Origin of the sequence: Streptomyces sp. NPDC060027, assembly GCF_042737005.1 — a bacterium.
In the GTDB taxonomy this organism is placed as follows: domain Bacteria; phylum Actinomycetota; class Actinomycetes; order Streptomycetales; family Streptomycetaceae; genus Streptomyces.
On the sequence record NZ_JBHWVI010000002.1, the window covers coordinates 1 to 14,864 of the forward strand.

The 14,864-nt window shown below is 70.4% G+C and carries 12 protein-coding genes; 5 read left to right on the top strand and 7 right to left on the bottom strand.

The genetic code is table 11. From position 1 onward, the window contains the following. Positions 1-67 precede the first annotated feature (67 nt). Positions 68-1,570 (bottom strand): LVIVD repeat-containing protein, encoded by a 1,503-nt coding sequence (locus ACFWBT_RS00690; protein ID WP_385694091.1) that lies wholly within the window; start codon positions 1,568-1,570, stop codon positions 68-70. A gap of 194 nt (positions 1,571-1,764) precedes the next feature. On the opposite strand from ACFWBT_RS00690, the gene ACFWBT_RS00695 reads away from it, so the two are divergent. Beyond that, on the top strand, positions 1,765-2,415 hold the full coding sequence (locus ACFWBT_RS00695) for a DUF305 domain-containing protein (protein ID WP_385694093.1): 651 nt from the start codon (positions 1,765-1,767) through the stop codon (positions 2,413-2,415). Positions 2,416-2,437: 22 nt separating this feature from the next. On the opposite strand, the gene ACFWBT_RS00700 is transcribed toward ACFWBT_RS00695, so the two are convergent. Continuing rightward, the gene (locus tag ACFWBT_RS00700; RefSeq protein WP_385694322.1) at positions 2,438-2,902 is read right to left on the bottom strand and encodes a DUF6214 family protein; all 465 of its coding nucleotides are present in this window, start codon (positions 2,900-2,902) and stop codon (positions 2,438-2,440) included. Between the two features lie 213 nt (positions 2,903-3,115). On the opposite strand from ACFWBT_RS00700, the gene ACFWBT_RS00705 reads away from it, so the two are divergent. Continuing rightward, the gene (locus ACFWBT_RS00705; RefSeq protein ID WP_385694094.1) at positions 3,116-4,465 is read left to right on the top strand and encodes an FAD-dependent oxidoreductase; all 1,350 of its coding nucleotides are present in this window, start codon (positions 3,116-3,118) and stop codon (positions 4,463-4,465) included. 338 nt (positions 4,466-4,803) lie between these two features. Then, positions 4,804-6,159, top strand: coding sequence for a nucleobase:cation symporter-2 family protein (locus ACFWBT_RS00710; RefSeq protein WP_385694096.1), 1,356 nt, complete (start codon positions 4,804-4,806; stop codon positions 6,157-6,159). A 47-nt stretch (positions 6,160-6,206) separates the two neighbouring features. On the opposite strand, the gene helR is transcribed toward ACFWBT_RS00710, so the two are convergent. Both helR and ACFWBT_RS00720 read right to left on the bottom strand, forming a co-directional pair. Beyond that, the gene (gene helR, locus ACFWBT_RS00715; RefSeq protein ID WP_385694097.1) at positions 6,207-8,354 is read right to left on the bottom strand and encodes an RNA polymerase recycling motor ATPase HelR; all 2,148 of its coding nucleotides are present in this window, start codon (positions 8,352-8,354) and stop codon (positions 6,207-6,209) included. Positions 8,355-8,811: 457 nt separating this feature from the next. Then, positions 8,812-9,162, bottom strand: coding sequence for an ArsR/SmtB family transcription factor (locus ACFWBT_RS00720; protein ID WP_385694099.1), 351 nt, complete (start codon positions 9,160-9,162; stop codon positions 8,812-8,814). A gap of 150 nt (positions 9,163-9,312) precedes the next feature. Between ACFWBT_RS00720 and ACFWBT_RS00725 the strand changes: the two genes are divergently transcribed. After that, complete coding sequence (locus ACFWBT_RS00725) at positions 9,313-10,395, top strand: NADH:flavin oxidoreductase/NADH oxidase (RefSeq protein WP_385694102.1); 1,083 nt, start codon at positions 9,313-9,315, stop codon at positions 10,393-10,395. A 173-nt stretch (positions 10,396-10,568) separates the two neighbouring features. Here the strand turns inward: ACFWBT_RS00725 and ACFWBT_RS00730 are convergent, their stop codons facing one another. The 3 genes from ACFWBT_RS00730 to ACFWBT_RS00740 all read right to left on the bottom strand — a co-directional run bounded on the left by ACFWBT_RS00730 (position 10,569) and on the right by ACFWBT_RS00740 (position 13,895). After that, on the bottom strand, positions 10,569-11,240 hold the full coding sequence (locus ACFWBT_RS00730; RefSeq protein ID WP_385694105.1) for a sigma-70 family RNA polymerase sigma factor: 672 nt from the start codon (positions 11,238-11,240) through the stop codon (positions 10,569-10,571). A gap of 132 nt (positions 11,241-11,372) precedes the next feature. Then, positions 11,373-12,173, bottom strand: coding sequence for a hypothetical protein (locus ACFWBT_RS00735; RefSeq protein ID WP_385694107.1), 801 nt, complete (start codon positions 12,171-12,173; stop codon positions 11,373-11,375). A 285-nt stretch (positions 12,174-12,458) separates the two neighbouring features. Next, entirely contained in the window at positions 12,459-13,895 is a 1,437-nt protein-coding gene (locus ACFWBT_RS00740; protein WP_385694110.1) for an FG-GAP repeat protein, read from the bottom strand. A 236-nt stretch (positions 13,896-14,131) separates the two neighbouring features. On the opposite strand from ACFWBT_RS00740, the gene ACFWBT_RS00745 reads away from it, so the two are divergent. Further along, positions 14,132-14,716: a hypothetical protein gene (locus ACFWBT_RS00745; protein WP_385694112.1), complete on the top strand. Its 585-nt coding sequence runs from the start codon at positions 14,132-14,134 to the stop codon at positions 14,714-14,716. The last annotated feature ends 148 nt before the right edge of the window (positions 14,717-14,864 follow it).

The window sequence follows — 14,864 nt, forward strand, 5'->3', positions numbered from 1 at the left end:
CGTCCGGCGGCACCCGCGAGACGGATCTGTCCCGCTTCTTCGCGACCGAACCGGGGCCGCCGGACGGTCAGTCGGAGTAGTCCGGCTGCGTCTGGACGTTGAGCTCACGCAGGTGGACCTTCTTGGCCGGATCCGTGCGCCGGTCGCTGAGCTTCAGGACGTCGAAGCCCTTGGCGATGTCGTTCGAGTAGATGTAGCCGTTGTAGTAGTACGCCGACCAGGATCCGCCGACCTGAAGGGTGTCGGTGGACAGCGGGCCGCGCTCGAAGTAAGCGATCTCCTCGGGATTCGCGGAGTCGGTGAAGTCCCAGACCGAGACGCCGCCCTGGTACCAGGCCTGGACCATGAGGTCCTTGCCCCTGACGGGGATCAGCGAGCCGTTGTGGGCCACGCAGTTCTCGGTGTCGGCCTGGTGGCGGGGGATCTTGTAGTAGCTCTTGAAGACGAGCTTGCGGTGGTCGCCCCTGCCGACGATGTCGTAGATGCCGTCGGCGCCGCGGTTCGGACCGATCGCCGCGTTGCAGGTGGCCGCGCCGCCGCCGCCCAGCTCATCGGTGAACACGACCTTGTCGGCCTTCTGGTTGAAGGTCGCCGAGTGCCAGAACGCGAAGTTCACGTTGTCCTCGACCTGGTCGATCACCTTCGGGTTCTCCGGGTCCTTGATGGAGAACAGGATGCCGTCGCCCATGCAGGCGCCCGCGGCCAGGTCCTTCGACGGCAGGACCGTGATGTCGTGGCAGCCGGTGGTCTTGGAGACACCCGGGTTGGTGGGCCCGCCCGGGTTGCCGCCGCCGTCGGGGCCCTCGCCCGGGAAGAGCACGGGGAAGCCCACCACGGCCGCCTTCTCGGGGGCCTTGCGCGGGACCTTGATGACCGAGATGCCGTCGTGCGGGGGCTGGCAGTCGGGGAAGGTGGCGCTCGGCGAGTACGAGGAGACGTAGATGTAGACGTTCTTGCGCTCGGGTACCAGCGAGTGGGTGTGTGAGCCGCAGGACGTCTCGACGGCGGCGACGTACTTCGGGTTCGCCTTGTCGCTGATGTCGAAGATCTTCATGCCCTCCCACGACGACTTCTCCGTCGCGGGTTGCGAGGTGCTGGCGCAGGAGTTGTCGCTGCGCGAGGAGTCGGTCGACACGAAGAGCAGGTCGCCGGAGACGGAGATGTCGTTCTGCGAGCCCGGGCAGAGGACCTGCGCGACCGTCTTCGGAGCCTTCGGGTGGCTGATGTCGAAGATGCGGAAGCCGTCGTAGTTGCCGGCGAACGCGTACCGGCCCTGGAAGGCCAGGTCCGAATTGAGGCCGGTGAAGGCCTCCTTGGGGACGTTGGCGAGATGCTCGATGTTGTCGGAGTGGACGATCTCGTCCGTCCCGGGTATCTCGCCGCTCGCGATCGCCGCCCTCGCCTCGGCCTCGTCGCTCTTGGAGATCTGCTGCTGCGCGGTGGGCCCGTCCCCGGGGTCGGGGGTGGCGGCGGCCGGGCCGGCCGATAACAGCGCGGCCAGAAGTCCGGCCGCGGCTACGGCAACTCCCAGTCGTCTGTGCCGCGTTCGGGGGCTGTTCAACAGGGTCACTGTGTTCTCCCTTGTAGCCGTTCGCAGTTGAACGGTTCACGGACCCCTGAAGTATCGTCCGCACCATGGGCAGATCAACAGATGGCAACGTAGCCGCAACGAACGTTTTTTGATCAGTCACGTTCGGGCAGGTGCCAGGACGGTTATCAACACCCGTGAGATGTCCGCCGATTCGTGTGCCGCAGGAGGCCGCTGTGCTAGCTGGTCATACGTCCCGTACGTCCCTGGTCACGGCGTCGCTGGCCGCCGCCGTGCTCGCGCTGGCAGGCTGCGACTCCGGTTCCGGGACCGAGTCCGCCGAGACCGGCGGACCTTCGGTGATCGCGCCCGGCAGGCCCGGAGAAGCGGCCGAAACTCTCTCCGCCAAGGACGCGGCCGAGCGGCGTGCGGACGACGACTCCCCCAACGCGGCGGACCTCGCCTACGCGCGGATGATGATCGCCCATCACACCCAGGCCCTGAAGATGACCGAACTGGCCCCGGACCGGGCGAAGTCGGGCGCTGTGAAGCGGATCGCCGCACGGATCGCGGCCGCGCAGGGGCCGGAGATCACCACCATGAAGAGCTGGCTCGAGGCGCACGACGACGCCGGTACCGCCCAGGGGCACGAGCACGCCGCCATGCCCGGGATGGCGACGAAGGCCCAGCTCAAGGAGTTACGGGCGGCGAAGGGGAAGACCTTCGACCGGCTCTTCCTCAAGCTGATGATCACCCATCACGACGGGGCGATCACCATGGCCACCGAGGTGAAGGCCCAGGGCAACAACATCCAGATCGAGGAGATGGCCGACGACGTGATCGCACAGCAGACGAGCGAGATCACCAGGATGCGCGAGATGGCCTGAGGGGCTCGCCCGTCGACTGCAGTCAGCGGCGGGCGTGCCGGGGTGTCAGGAACCCGGCGTCGCGCGCCCCCGCGATCAGCCTCAGCGACTTGCGGCGACTGTGGCCGGTGGCGCCCATGACGGCGAGCACCGGGTCCACGCCGTCCTCCTGCGCCGCCCGGTACTCCCGCGCGACCAGCAGACGGCCCTCGACCCCGCGCGGCCAGGCGGGCCGGGCACGACGCGCCTGACTCTCGCGCTCCTGATCGGGGCCGGGGCCACTCCCGCACGCTTCGAACAGCGGCTCCTCGATCCAGTCCGCGACCGCCGCGAGGTCGTCCAGCGAGAGGGGTGGCTCGGCGCGTACGTCCTCGATCGACAGGCCCGCCTCCGACAGCACGGCGAGCAGGTCGACCCGGGCACCGTCGGTGAAGGCCAGCCGGACGTCGAACCAGGACGTGGCCCCGGCCCCGGACTCCCGTACCTCCCAGGCCGGCCGCACGGACACCGCGCCGTCCGTGCGGCAGCGGTCGGACAGATTGAGAAACGATGCTTCCAGCACAAACGGAACGTAACCGCATCATCACATTCCATACGAACGGACACGCGCGCAGACACCACGCGCCGCACCCTGTCAGCGGAGCACCGGTGGTGCGATCCTGGAAGCACCAGCGATGTCCTGTCAGCGATCTTCCTGATCCCTCGGGTAAGGAGTTCCGCAGTGCTGCATGTCGCCGTCGTCGGCTCGGGGCCCAGTGGGGTCTACAGCGCGCAGGGTCTTGTCCAGCGGAGCGGACCGCCCGACGTCCGGGTCGACGTCCTGGACCGGTTGCCCTGCCCGTACGGCCTGGTGCGCTACGGCGTGGCACCCGACCACGAGAAGATCAAGTCGCTCCAGAACAATCTGCGGACCGTCCTGGAGGACGAGCGGGTGCGGTTCCTCGGCGGTGTCCAGGTGGGCCCGGGCGGAGTGCCGGTGGCGCGACTGCGGGAGCTGTACCACGCGGTCGTGTACTGCGTGGGCGCCGCCACCGACCGTCATCTCGGCGTGCCCGGTGAGGACCTGCCCGGCAGCTGGTCGGCGACCGAGTTCGTGTCCTGGTACAGCGCGCATCCCGACTCGGTGGCCGACGGATTCGTGCGCGGCGCGCGCTCGGCCGTGGTCATCGGCATCGGGAACGTCGCCGTCGACGTGACCCGGATCCTGGCCCGCGGCGCACCCGAGCTGAGCCCCACCGACATGCCGCAGGCGGCGCTCGACGCGCTGGCCGCGAGCGAGGTCGCCGAGATCAGCATGGTCGGACGGCGCGGACCGTCGCAGGCCCGCTTCACCACCAAGGAACTGCGCGAGCTGGGCTCCCTGCCGGGGGCCGACATCAGCGTGGACGAGGCGGAGTTGGCTCTCGATCCGGCTTACCTCGATCCGTCGGGACTGCCCGCCGCGCAGCGCCGCAACGTGGAGGTGCTCCGGGGATGGGCGGCGGCCGCGCCGCTGGACCGCCCGCGCCTGATCCGCCCGCGCTTCTTCCTGCGCCCCGTCGAACTCCTCGCCGACGGCGGCCGCGTGGGCGCGGTGCGTTTCGAGCGGACGGTGCCTGACGGAGCGGGCGGGGTGACGGGGACCGGCCGATTCGAGGACATCGAGGCCCAGTTGGTGCTGCGTTCGGTGGGCTATCGCGGGGTGCCGCTGGAGGGGCTGCCGTTCGACCCCGGCCGCGGCACGGTGCCACAGCTGGCGGGACGGGTCCTGCGGGACGGCGCGGTGGCGCCGGGTGAGTACGTGGCGGGCTGGATCAAACGCGGCCCGACCGGGGTCATCGGAACCAACCGCCCGTGCGCCAAGGAGACGGTGACCTCCCTGCTGGAGGACGCCCCCGCGCTCGTACGACGAGAGGTCGCCGAGGATCCGCTCGCGGCGCTGCGGGCCGAGGGGGTACGGCCGGTCGAATGGGCCGGGTGGCAGGCGATCGAGCGGGCCGAGGCGGAACTCGGAGCCGAGCTGGGCCGCCGCGTGGTCAAGCTTCCCGACTGGGACGCACTGTGGACGGCGGCAGGGACGGCGGGAGCCTGAGGCAGGCCCGGCCAAGGCCTGCCGAGGCCTGACGGGGTCGCGGCGAGGCCCTGGTGAGCCCGGCGCGGGCACTGCGCGGGCACTGCGCGGGCACTGCGGAGGCACTGCGGAGGCACTGCGGGGCGGGCATCCGGTCGACGCAGAGCTGTCGTGGCGCGGCCGGTGTCCGGCGCGTCGCGCGGGGTCGCAGCGGAGTCCGTGGCAGTTCCGTGGGCATGACACATATCGGCAACAGACCGGAAATCAACAAACTGTTTAAGCCCTCTACGGTCTCGTGCTGTCCGGGCGAACTCGCGTCGTGCGGACCTTTCCGTCTCCCGCAGCCCTCTGGAGTGCCCATGGCAACCACCGCTCCCGTGCATCCCGTCGACGAGGTTCCACCCGTGAGCCGGCTGGCCGCCTTCGGACTTCAGCATGTGCTCGCGATGTACGCGGGCGCGGTGGCCGTTCCGCTCATCGTGGGCGGCGCGATGAAACTCTCCCCCGCCGATCTGGCCTACCTGATCACCGCGGACCTGCTCGTGTGCGGAATCGCGACGCTGATCCAGTGCGTGGGCTTCTGGCGCTTCGGCGTACGACTGCCGATCATGCAGGGGTGCACCTTCGCCGCCGTCTCCCCCATGGTGCTCGTCGGTACGACGGACGGCGGACTGCCCGCGATCTACGGGTCGGTGATCGTCGCGGGCCTCGCGATCGTCCTGCTCGCCCCGGTCTTCGGAAGGCTGCTGCGCTTCTTCCCGCCGCTGGTCACGGGCACGGTCATCCTGATCATCGGTGTGTCGCTGCTGCCGGTGGCCGGCAACTGGGCCGCGGGAGGTGTCGGCTCGAAGGACTTCGGGGAGCCGAAGAACCTGGCGCTCGCCGGTTTCGTCCTGGCCGTGGTGATCGGCGTACAGCGGTTCGCACCGGCCTTCCTGAGCCGCGTCGCGGTGCTCATCGGCATCGCCGCGGGTCTCGCGGTCGCGGTGCCGTTCGGATTCACGGACTTCGGCGGGGTCGGGGACGCCGACTGGGTCGGGATCAGCACGCCGTTCCACTTCGGAGCGCCCTCGTTCCACGTCTCCGCGATCGTCTCGATGCTGGTCGTGGCCCTGGTGACCATGACCGAGACGACCGGTGACTTCATCGCGGTCGGCGAGATGACCGACCGGCCGGTCGAACCGCGGACCCTCGCGGACGGTCTGCGCGCCGACGGCCTGTCCACGGTCCTCGGCGGCGTCTTCAACACCTTCCCGTACACCGCGTTCGCGCAGAACGTGGGCCTCGTCGGCATGACCCGGGTGCGCAGCCGCTGGGTGGTCGCCGCCGCGGGCGGCATGCTCGTCGTGCTCGGTCTGCTGCCGAAGCTGGGTGCCGTGGTCGCGGCGATACCCGCGCCCGTGCTCGGCGGCGCTGGTCTGGTGATGTTCGGAACGGTCGCCGCGAGCGGTCTGCGCACGCTCGCCGAGGTGGATTTCAAGGGCAACGACAATCTGACGGTGGTGGCCGTTTCTGTCGCGATCGGCCTGCTGCCGGTCGGGGTGCCGGGGGTCTACGGCAAGTTCCCGGACTGGTTCCAGACGGTGATGAACAGCGGGATCAGCGCCGGGTGTCTGACGGCGATCGCCTTGAACCTTCTGTTCAATCACCTGCCCAGCAGGGCGAGTTCGCCCGAGGCCGGCGTCGAACCCGAGGCCGCCCCGTCCGGCGCCTAGGCCGACGCCCGTCGGCCGCGTCCCGTCGATCGGTCTCCCGGTCGACGTCAGGAGCTCGTGAGGACGACGAGTTGCCGGGTCGCCCGGGTCATCGCGACATAGCGGTCGACCGCTCCTTCGACACCCTCGCCGAACTCCTCCGGGTCGACGAGGACGACCAGGTCGAACTCGAGCCCCTTCGACAGCTCCGGGGTCAGCGACCGGACCCGGGGCGTCGCCCGGAACGTGGGATCGCCGATGACGCAGGCGATCCCCTCGGCATGATTGAGGAGCCAGTCGTCGAGGATCGAGTCCAGCTCCGCGACCGATCCGTGGACGACGGGGAGGCCCGCGCTGCGCACGGAGGTCGGCACGTTGGCGTCCGGGAGCGCGGCCCGGATGACCGACTCGGCCTCCGCCATGACCTCTTCCGGCGTCCGGTAGTTGATGGTCAGGGAGGCCACGTCGATCCGGTCGAGCCCGATCCGCCCGAGCCGTTCCTGCCACGACTCGGTGAAGCCGTGCCTGGCCTGGGCGCGGTCCCCGACGATGGTGAAGCTCCGGGACGGGCAGCGCAGCAGCAGCATCTGCCACTCCGCGTCGGTCAGTTCCTGCGCCTCGTCGACGACGACATGGGCGAACGGACCCGCGAGCAGGTCCGGTTCGGTGACGGGCAGTCCGGCCTCGTCGATCAGGGTGTCCTGCAAGTCCTGGCCGCGCAGCATCGTCACGGCGCCCTCACCGTCGTCGTCGGCGGCGAGCACGTTGTCGATGACGCCGGCCATGCGCTCGCGTTCGGCGGCGACGGAGGCCGCGTGCCGGCGTGTGCGCAGCGCCGCCTCCGGGTCGCCGAGCCGCTGCCGTGCCGCGTCCAGGATCGGCAGGTCGGACACCGTCCAGGCCTGGGCGTCCGGACGCTGAAGCCTGCGCACGTCGTCGGGGCCCAGCCAGGGAGCGCACATCCGCAGGTAGGCGGGTACCGACCACAGGTCTCCCACGACGTCGGTCGCCTCGAGAAGCGGCCACGCGCGGTCGAGGGTCCCGACCAGCTCACGGTCGTGCAGCAGCGACCTGCGGAACAGGTCGGGCGGGACGTCACCGTCGTGCTTGTCCATCAGGATCGTGACCAGCGCCTCCCAGATCAGGTCGCGCGCTTCGTTGTGCGGGATGCCCGGCTCCGCCGCTTCGAACGCCTCGGCCCAGTCGGCGGCGCTCAGCCGGACGTCGGACCAAGGAGTCGTGACGGTCATCCCCTGGGCGGGCGGATCCTCGTAGAACCTGACGGCTTTCTCGATCGCGTTCACCATGTTCACCGACGACTTCAGGCGGGCCACGTCCGGATCGGGTTCGACCGTCGCTCCGGCTCCCTCGGCGACGAGATCCCGCACGGTGCAGGTCTGCACGCCTTCCTCTCCGAGGCTGGGGAGGACATCGGCGACGTAGGCCAGGTAGGGCTGGTGCGGACCGACGAACAGCACGCCGCCCCGACGGTGGCCGAGGCGGGGGTCGGAGTAGAGGAGGTAGGCGGAGCGGTGCAGGGCGACGACCGTCTTGCCCGTGCCGGGACCGCCGTCGACGACGAGGGCACCACGGGATCCCGCCCGGATGATGGCGTCCTGGTCGGACTGGATGGTGGCGAGCACGTCGCGCATCCGGGCCGACCGGTTGCTGCCCAGGCTGGCGATGAAGGCGGACTGGTCGTCGAGCGCCGCGTGCCGTTCCAGCCCGTCGGCGGTGAACACCTCGTCCCAGTAGTCGCTGATCCGGCCACGGGTCCAGCGATACCTGCGGCGGCTCGCCAGGCCCATCGGGTCGGCGTGGGTCGCGGCGAAGAACGGTTCAGCCGCGGGAGAGCGCCAGTCGGTCAGCAGTCTGCGGCCGTCGCTGTCGGTGAGGCCGAGTCGTCCGATGTACATGGGCTCGGGGTCGTCCGCGCCGACGATGTGCCCCAGGCACAGGTCGAGGCCGAAGCGGCGCAAGGCGCGCAGACGTCCGGTCAGCCGGTGGATCTCCGCGTCCCGCTCCATAGCCTCACGGCCGAGGCCGCCGGGCGCCCTGCGTTCGGCGTCGAGACGATCGGACAGTTCGGCGATCGCCTGCTCGAGGCTCTCCGCGACGGCCGCGAAGTGCCGCTCGTCACCACCGATCAGCGCAGGGTCGGCCTTGGGATCGAGATGTTCGGGAAGGCGGAACGCACTGGTGGTCAAGGGGTTCATGTCACAGGCTCCGATCCGGGGTCGTGCCCGCGACGGCAGGCGCCGCGCCCACCCGCGGCCCGCCGCCCGATGCCGGCGACCGCAGCGCCATTCCCCCTACCGGTGCGCCATCACTGCACGACCTGTGAACCGACAACAGCACACGCACTTGGTGAATCTCCCGTTTCCGCAGGTTGTGGCCTCGGCGAGTGATTGTGCGGCATCACCCGGGCCTTGCCGCAAGCCCCCTGGTGCGCTATAAGTTGAGAGTGGCAAGGGGTGGGTGTTCCCCTTTGCCCCTGCCGCCCGCCATCGACGGGCAGGATCCTCACAAGGCAGCAGCACTTCGCGTACGCCGGTTCCGTCGGCCCCAGCGGCCGCCCCACCGGTCTGCACGCACTCTCCCTCGACCGCCCGGGACCTTCCGTCGACTGTCGTGGCCCGTCACGTGCCGTGGAGCGTCATGTGTCGTGGAGCGTCACGGCGTGGGGCGCCCGGCCTGCCGGGTGGCCGCCTCCAGGACACGGTCGAGGAGGCCGGGGAACAGCGCGTCGAGGTCGTCCGTGCGCAGACCGTTCAGCTTCGCCGTGCCGCGGTAGACCTGCCGGATCACCCCGCTCTCACGGAGCACCCGGAAGTGGTGCGTCGTCGTGGACTTGGTGACCGGCAGGACGAAGTCCGAGCAGGAGAGCTCGACGCCACGGGCGGCCAGCTCGCGCACGATCTGGAGGCGCATCGGATCGGACAGCGCGTGCAGCACCGACTCCAGCCGGATCTCCTCGCGCACCGGGTGCGGCAGATCACGGCCACTGGTCGCGGGGGTCGTCACGGCGGCTCCACTTCTCCGGGGACCTTCGTCTTCGTCCGGGGACTTCACCCGACGTCTGCATTGTACGAGACCTGTCGTAGTTTGACACTCACCGTACTACGATGCTTATCGTACGAGAGTACCCCGGTCCCGCGACGAATGGAGTCGGCCGTGAGCGCGCTCTTCGAGCCCTACGTCCTGCGCGATGTCACCATCCCCAACCGGGTGTGGATGCCCCCGATGTGCCAGTACTCGGCGGCGCCCGAAGGACCCTCGGAAGGCGCCCCGCACGACTGGCACTTCGCCCACTACGCGGCCCGCGCCACCGGCGGAACGGGACTGATCATCGTCGAGGCGACCGCCGTCTCCCCCGAGGGCCGGATCTCCCCGTACGACCTCGGCATCTGGAACGATACCCAGGTCGAGGCGTTCCGCCGCATCACGCGTTTCCTCACCGCGCACGGCACGGTGCCGGCCGTCCAGCTCGGGCACGGTGGACGCAAGTCCTCGACCGACCGCCCTTGGCGGGGCGGCGGACCCGTCGGCCCGGACGCGTACGGCTGGCAGGCCGTCGCCCCGAGTGCGCTCGCCTTCGACGACACGCACCCCGTCCCCGACGAGCTGACGGTCGCCGGCATCCAGGAGATCGTGGGGCAGTTCGCGGACGCGGCCCGTCGCGCACTGGCCGCCGGTTTCGAGATCGTCGAGATCCACGGCGCGCACGGCTACCTCATCAACGAGTTCCTCTCCCCGCACTCCAACCACCGCACCGACGCCTACGGCGGCTCGTACGAGAACCGCACGCGGTTCGCCCTCGAAGTCGTCGACGCCGTGAGGGAGGTCTGGCCGGACGACAAGCCGCTCTTCTTCCGCATATCCGCCACGGACTGGCTGGAGAACGCGGGCTGGAGCGCCGACGACACCGTCCGCTTCGCGGCCCAACTGCACGAGCACGGCGTGGACCTGCTCGATGTCTCCACGGGCGGCAACGTCCCGGGTGGCCGGCACATCCCTGTCGGGCCGGGCTATCAGGTCCCGTTCGCCACCCGGGTGAAGAGGGAGACGTCGCTGCCCGTCGCCGCCGTCGGTCTCATCACCGAGGCGGAGCAGGCCGAGAAGATCATCGCCAACGGCGAGGCCGACGCGGTGCTGCTGGGACGCGAGCTGCTGCGCAACCCGTCCTTCGCCCGCCTCGCGGCGCGCGAGCTCGGGGCCGAGGTCCGCGTGCCGGAGCAGTACCACCGGTCCGTCTAGGCATCCCACCCACGAAGGTGCCGGGTCGGGGTTCCGGCAGCCGGTGACCGAGGCGGACCCCGGTCTCCCGCCCGCGCCGGAAGGCGGGGTGAACTCCCGTCGATTTCCGGCGCGTCGGGATGCCCCGAAGGGCCGGTGTCCGTCGATCGCGGCGGACACCGGCCCTTCGCGTGTCAGGCGGCGGCCCGCGTGGTCGTCGCCTCGACCTCGGCCACGACCTCCACCGCGGCCTCGACCTCCGCCTCGGCGAGCAGCGCGATGAGGGCCGATCGGGCACGCGCCACGCGGGAGCGGACCGTTCCGACCGGACAGTCGCTGACCAACGCGGCCTCGGCGTAGGGCAGTCCCATCATCTGGGTGAGGACGAACGCCTCGCGCCGGTCGTCGGGGAGCGCGGCCAGCAGGTCGAGCAGCGCGATGCCGTCGTCGAAGCCGGGCAGGCCTCGCGGCTGCGCGCGTTCCACCGCGCTCTGCCAGTCCGCGGCGTCGCTCGACCGCGGCCGGGCGGCGGCGTGCCGAAGGCTGTCGATCACCGCGCGGCGGGCGATGGACAGCAGCCAGGCCCGGGCCGAGGAACGCCCCTCGAACCGGTGCAGACTGCCGAGCGCCCGCAGGAACGTGTCCTGGGCGAGGTCGTCGGCGGCCTGCGGATCGGCGGACAGGTGGGCGACGAAGCGCACGACATCGCGGTGCAGCGCTCGGACGAAGTGGTCGACGGCCGCCGGGTCACCGGCCCGGGCGGCCAGCGCCCAGGCGGTTATCGAGTCGTCGGCCGAAAGCGCTCTGTTGCCTTCGTCCTGCTTCTCGCCTCCACGGCGCGAAACAGGCAGGACAGGAGTGATCACCAGGTGTCCTTCTCGGGTCATCCGTGATCCGGACCGGCGCGAGGCCAAGGGTCCGGTGGTGGGGGTACGGCCGTACGAGAGGTACGGCCGATGCCCGGAGCGCGCGGGAGGCGCTCCGGGGAACCGGCTGTCTCAGGCGACAGTGGTCCCCACGGGCGGACCCCGCGAAGTGATCGCGTGAACGAGAAGGAGACGGCGCGGAGCGCGGTCCGAGGAGGCTCGGCGCGCGCGGACCCTCGGCCGGTGCGGCGGCGTCGGCAGGGCCAGCAACAGTCGTAGAGGCGCGGCCAGTCGGCCGGCCAGCGCCCGCAGCGTACGGAACACGGCGCGCTCGCCGTACGCGAGCCAGAAGCCGCACAGCAGCGCCGCGAGCACATGGGCGGCGAGCATGCCGACCGAGGAAGGGGAGCCCGCCTCATGCCCCATAGGAAGCAGATGGGCCAGGGCGCCGGACCCTATGTACCCCATATCCATGGCACCCATCGAGCCCATGTCCACAGAGCCCATGTCCATGGAAGCCATGTGCACAGGGCCCATAGGAAGGGAGCCCATGTCGTGCCCCATGGCGCCCGTCGACATGCCACTCATGCCGTGCATGCCGTGCATGGCATCCATGACGTCCGTGCCGGACCGGCCCGGTCCGGCAGCCGAGCCCATGTCCGCCTGGGCGTCCGCGGTGAGCGACTGCGCGATCGAGAACGCCGTGTGGAGCACACCCTGAGCGAGCACCACCACGGACACGATGAGCGGTAGTCCACGCTCGCGGCCGGCCAGACACCAGCCCGCGCCGGCCATGGCCGCTCCCGCGCAGGCCAGCGCCCACCAGGCCACCGGAGAGCCGGACATCATCAGGTGGCCGAGTGCTGCGAGCACTACACAGACGGCCGCGAACATCGCGGCCCGCACCGTGCGAGTACACCACCCAGCAGTCATGACGGCCCTCATCCTCGCATCCGGGGTTCGAACGCCATGGAGAGGTACGGAATCAGCCACACGTCCGGTCGGTGGCACACCCGTGATCCGCGTCACGACGGGCCCGGACGGCATGTCCCGCACGAGCGGTTCAAGGCCGAGGCTGTCGTGCACGTTCGCCGGAAATCCCCAGCGAGACCGTCCGCCACCCGCCGGAACAGCACCCGCGACTCGTCCGGCACGAAGCACCGCACCAGGCCGGTCGTGCACGGGTTCAACGAACGATCACGCCAGAGGAAGCGGCGTCTAAAGCCCCAGCACCTCGCCGTACTTGATGGCTCCGTAGGGCAGCGCGAAGCCGAACGGGGTCAGCGACTTGCCCGGCGGGTACGTCTCCTCGGTGCTGCTCGGCACGAACCAGACGCCACCCGACCTGGGCTCGCCGGCGTTCTCCCCGGGCGCGCTCACCGCGGTGTCCCACAGTCCGTCGCGGTTGTAGTCGCCGACGGCCACCCGGGCGCCGAAGCGGTCGTCGGCCTCGGCCGTGCCGGGCATGTTCGTGGTGCTCTGGCTGCGGGCCAGACCGCCGTGGAGGCCGTGCTCCGTGCCGTTCAGGGTGACGTACCCGCCCGCGTCCTTGACGGTGCCCACGTCCTCGCCGGGCACGCCGACCACCAGTTCCGGACGGCTGTCGCCGTTCAGGTCGCCCGCGGCCAGCGCGGCGCCGAAGTCGTCGCCCTCCTCGGCGGTGCCGCCGACCCCCGGGTTCGACTGGGTGATGCACTCGCTCTCGGTGCCGAAGCTCGCGGTCTTCGAGCCCTTGAGCAGGAGCACCGCACCGCCGAGCCGGTCCTCGCAATGCGTGGTCTCCGACTCGGGGTTGGGCTGTACGAGGCCGACCACGAGGTCGTCCGTGCCGTCCCGGTCGAAGTCGGCGGCGGCGAGCGAGCTGCCCCGGTCGACGTCGGCGTACCACTGGGCCGGCTCGGCCCGGTCGTCCCAGCGCGTGATGAAGGTGCTGGAGTCCTCGATGCCCTGCCAGGTGGCGGCGAGGTCGTCCCGGCCGTCGCCGTCGAAGTCGCCGGTGGCCAGGTCGCGGGTGGCGCCGCCCATGCTGTAGCGGCGCAGGGTGGTGGTGGTCACCGGGTCGGCGGTGAGAGGGCCCGGGCGGAACCGGAGCGCGCCGTGCTCCTCGCCGTTCTCGCCGTACGCGAGGTCGGTGTCGCCGTCGCCGTCGTAGTCGCCCGTGGCGATGGTGCGGCCGATGCTGCTGTACTCGGACGTGCCCCTGGCCACGGTGGTGCCCTTGACGTTCCACTCCGAGCCGTCCAGGACGGTGATGGTGCCCTCGTCCTTGAGCTGATCGGAGGTGAGTGACTCGCCGCTCGCGCCGACGACCAGCTCGAAGACACCGTCGCCGTTCACGTCGACGGGTGCCACGGAGGACCCGAAGCGGTCACCCGCCTCGGGCGTGCCGGGTATGCCGGCCTCGGCCTGGCTGATGACGCCGGTGGACTGGTACGGGCTCTGCGGGCCGCCATAGATCACGCTGACATAACCGGCCTTGGCCTTGCCGTCCACCGTGGCGTTGGGCATGCCGACCGCGATGTCCGCGTATCCGTCTCCGTTGAAGTCGAACCGCGGAGTCGTCGCGGCCGCGGCGCTCCCGGCGAGCGGCAGGGTCAGACCGGTGGCGGTGAGGGCCGCTACGGCGGCGGTGGCGGCCAGGGTATGTACACGCACGGGCAACTCCCGTAGTCGAAAGGGGAAACAAGAGGGAAAGGGCTTCCGGGGCTGTGACTCACGAGGCGTACAAAGGGTTGTGTGAAGGTGGCGGAACACGACCGAGACGCGTCGTGGCGACCTCGGGCCACTTGACGTGGCGTCGATTACCGCCCGAGGGGTGGGAGGCGGGCAGGTTCTCCGGCACAGTGGACCCACTCGGTCGAGGGGGAGCCGTGGCGGGGGAAGGTAGACCGATGGCGGAACCCGGTCTGTTCGAACTGGAAGCCGTCGTGGTGGGGCAACCGGAGCGTTCACGATGGCGCAGCTACATGGGTCCCGACCTGGCCGTGTCCACCGTGGAGGGGACCCTGCTCGCCCAGTTCACGCACACCGACGACAAGCACTCCGTCCTCGCGAAAGCGTCCGGCGAGTGCATCGTCCGTATCAAGCGGCGTTCCCGGTTCGGCGAGTTCGGACCGGTGCGGTTCCACTTCACCGACAGCGCGGACCTTGAGGTCGGCACCGCCGCTGCCCGTGGAATCATGAAGACCCTACGGCTGACCCTTCAGACGGAACAGGGGCGCCAACTCCTCCTCACACGGTGGGGTCACCTGTCCGTCGAATGGCTCCTCACGGAGACCGATCCGAGACGGAACCCGGCGCCCGAGACACTCGGCCGGGTCACGGTGAGCACCGTCGACACGTGGCTCGGACTGCAGCGGTACGTAGTCGAAATGAATCCCCGCCTGGACGCCTCGGAACGGCGGACCGTCGTTGCCTCGGTCGTCTGTCTGCACCTGCTCCGCCGGCCTCCGGGTGGCAGCGCCTCATCGGTGTGAGAGGGGCCTGGTGCTGCCGTCGTCGGCCGCGGCGGCGGGCACCCGCTGTTTCCGGGAATCCCCCTCCCCCCGCCGGGCCATCTCGGCCGCGTCACCCCCTCCGACCGTCGTAAAGCGGCCGTTCGCGCCGTAGTTGGCTGGGTTGTCG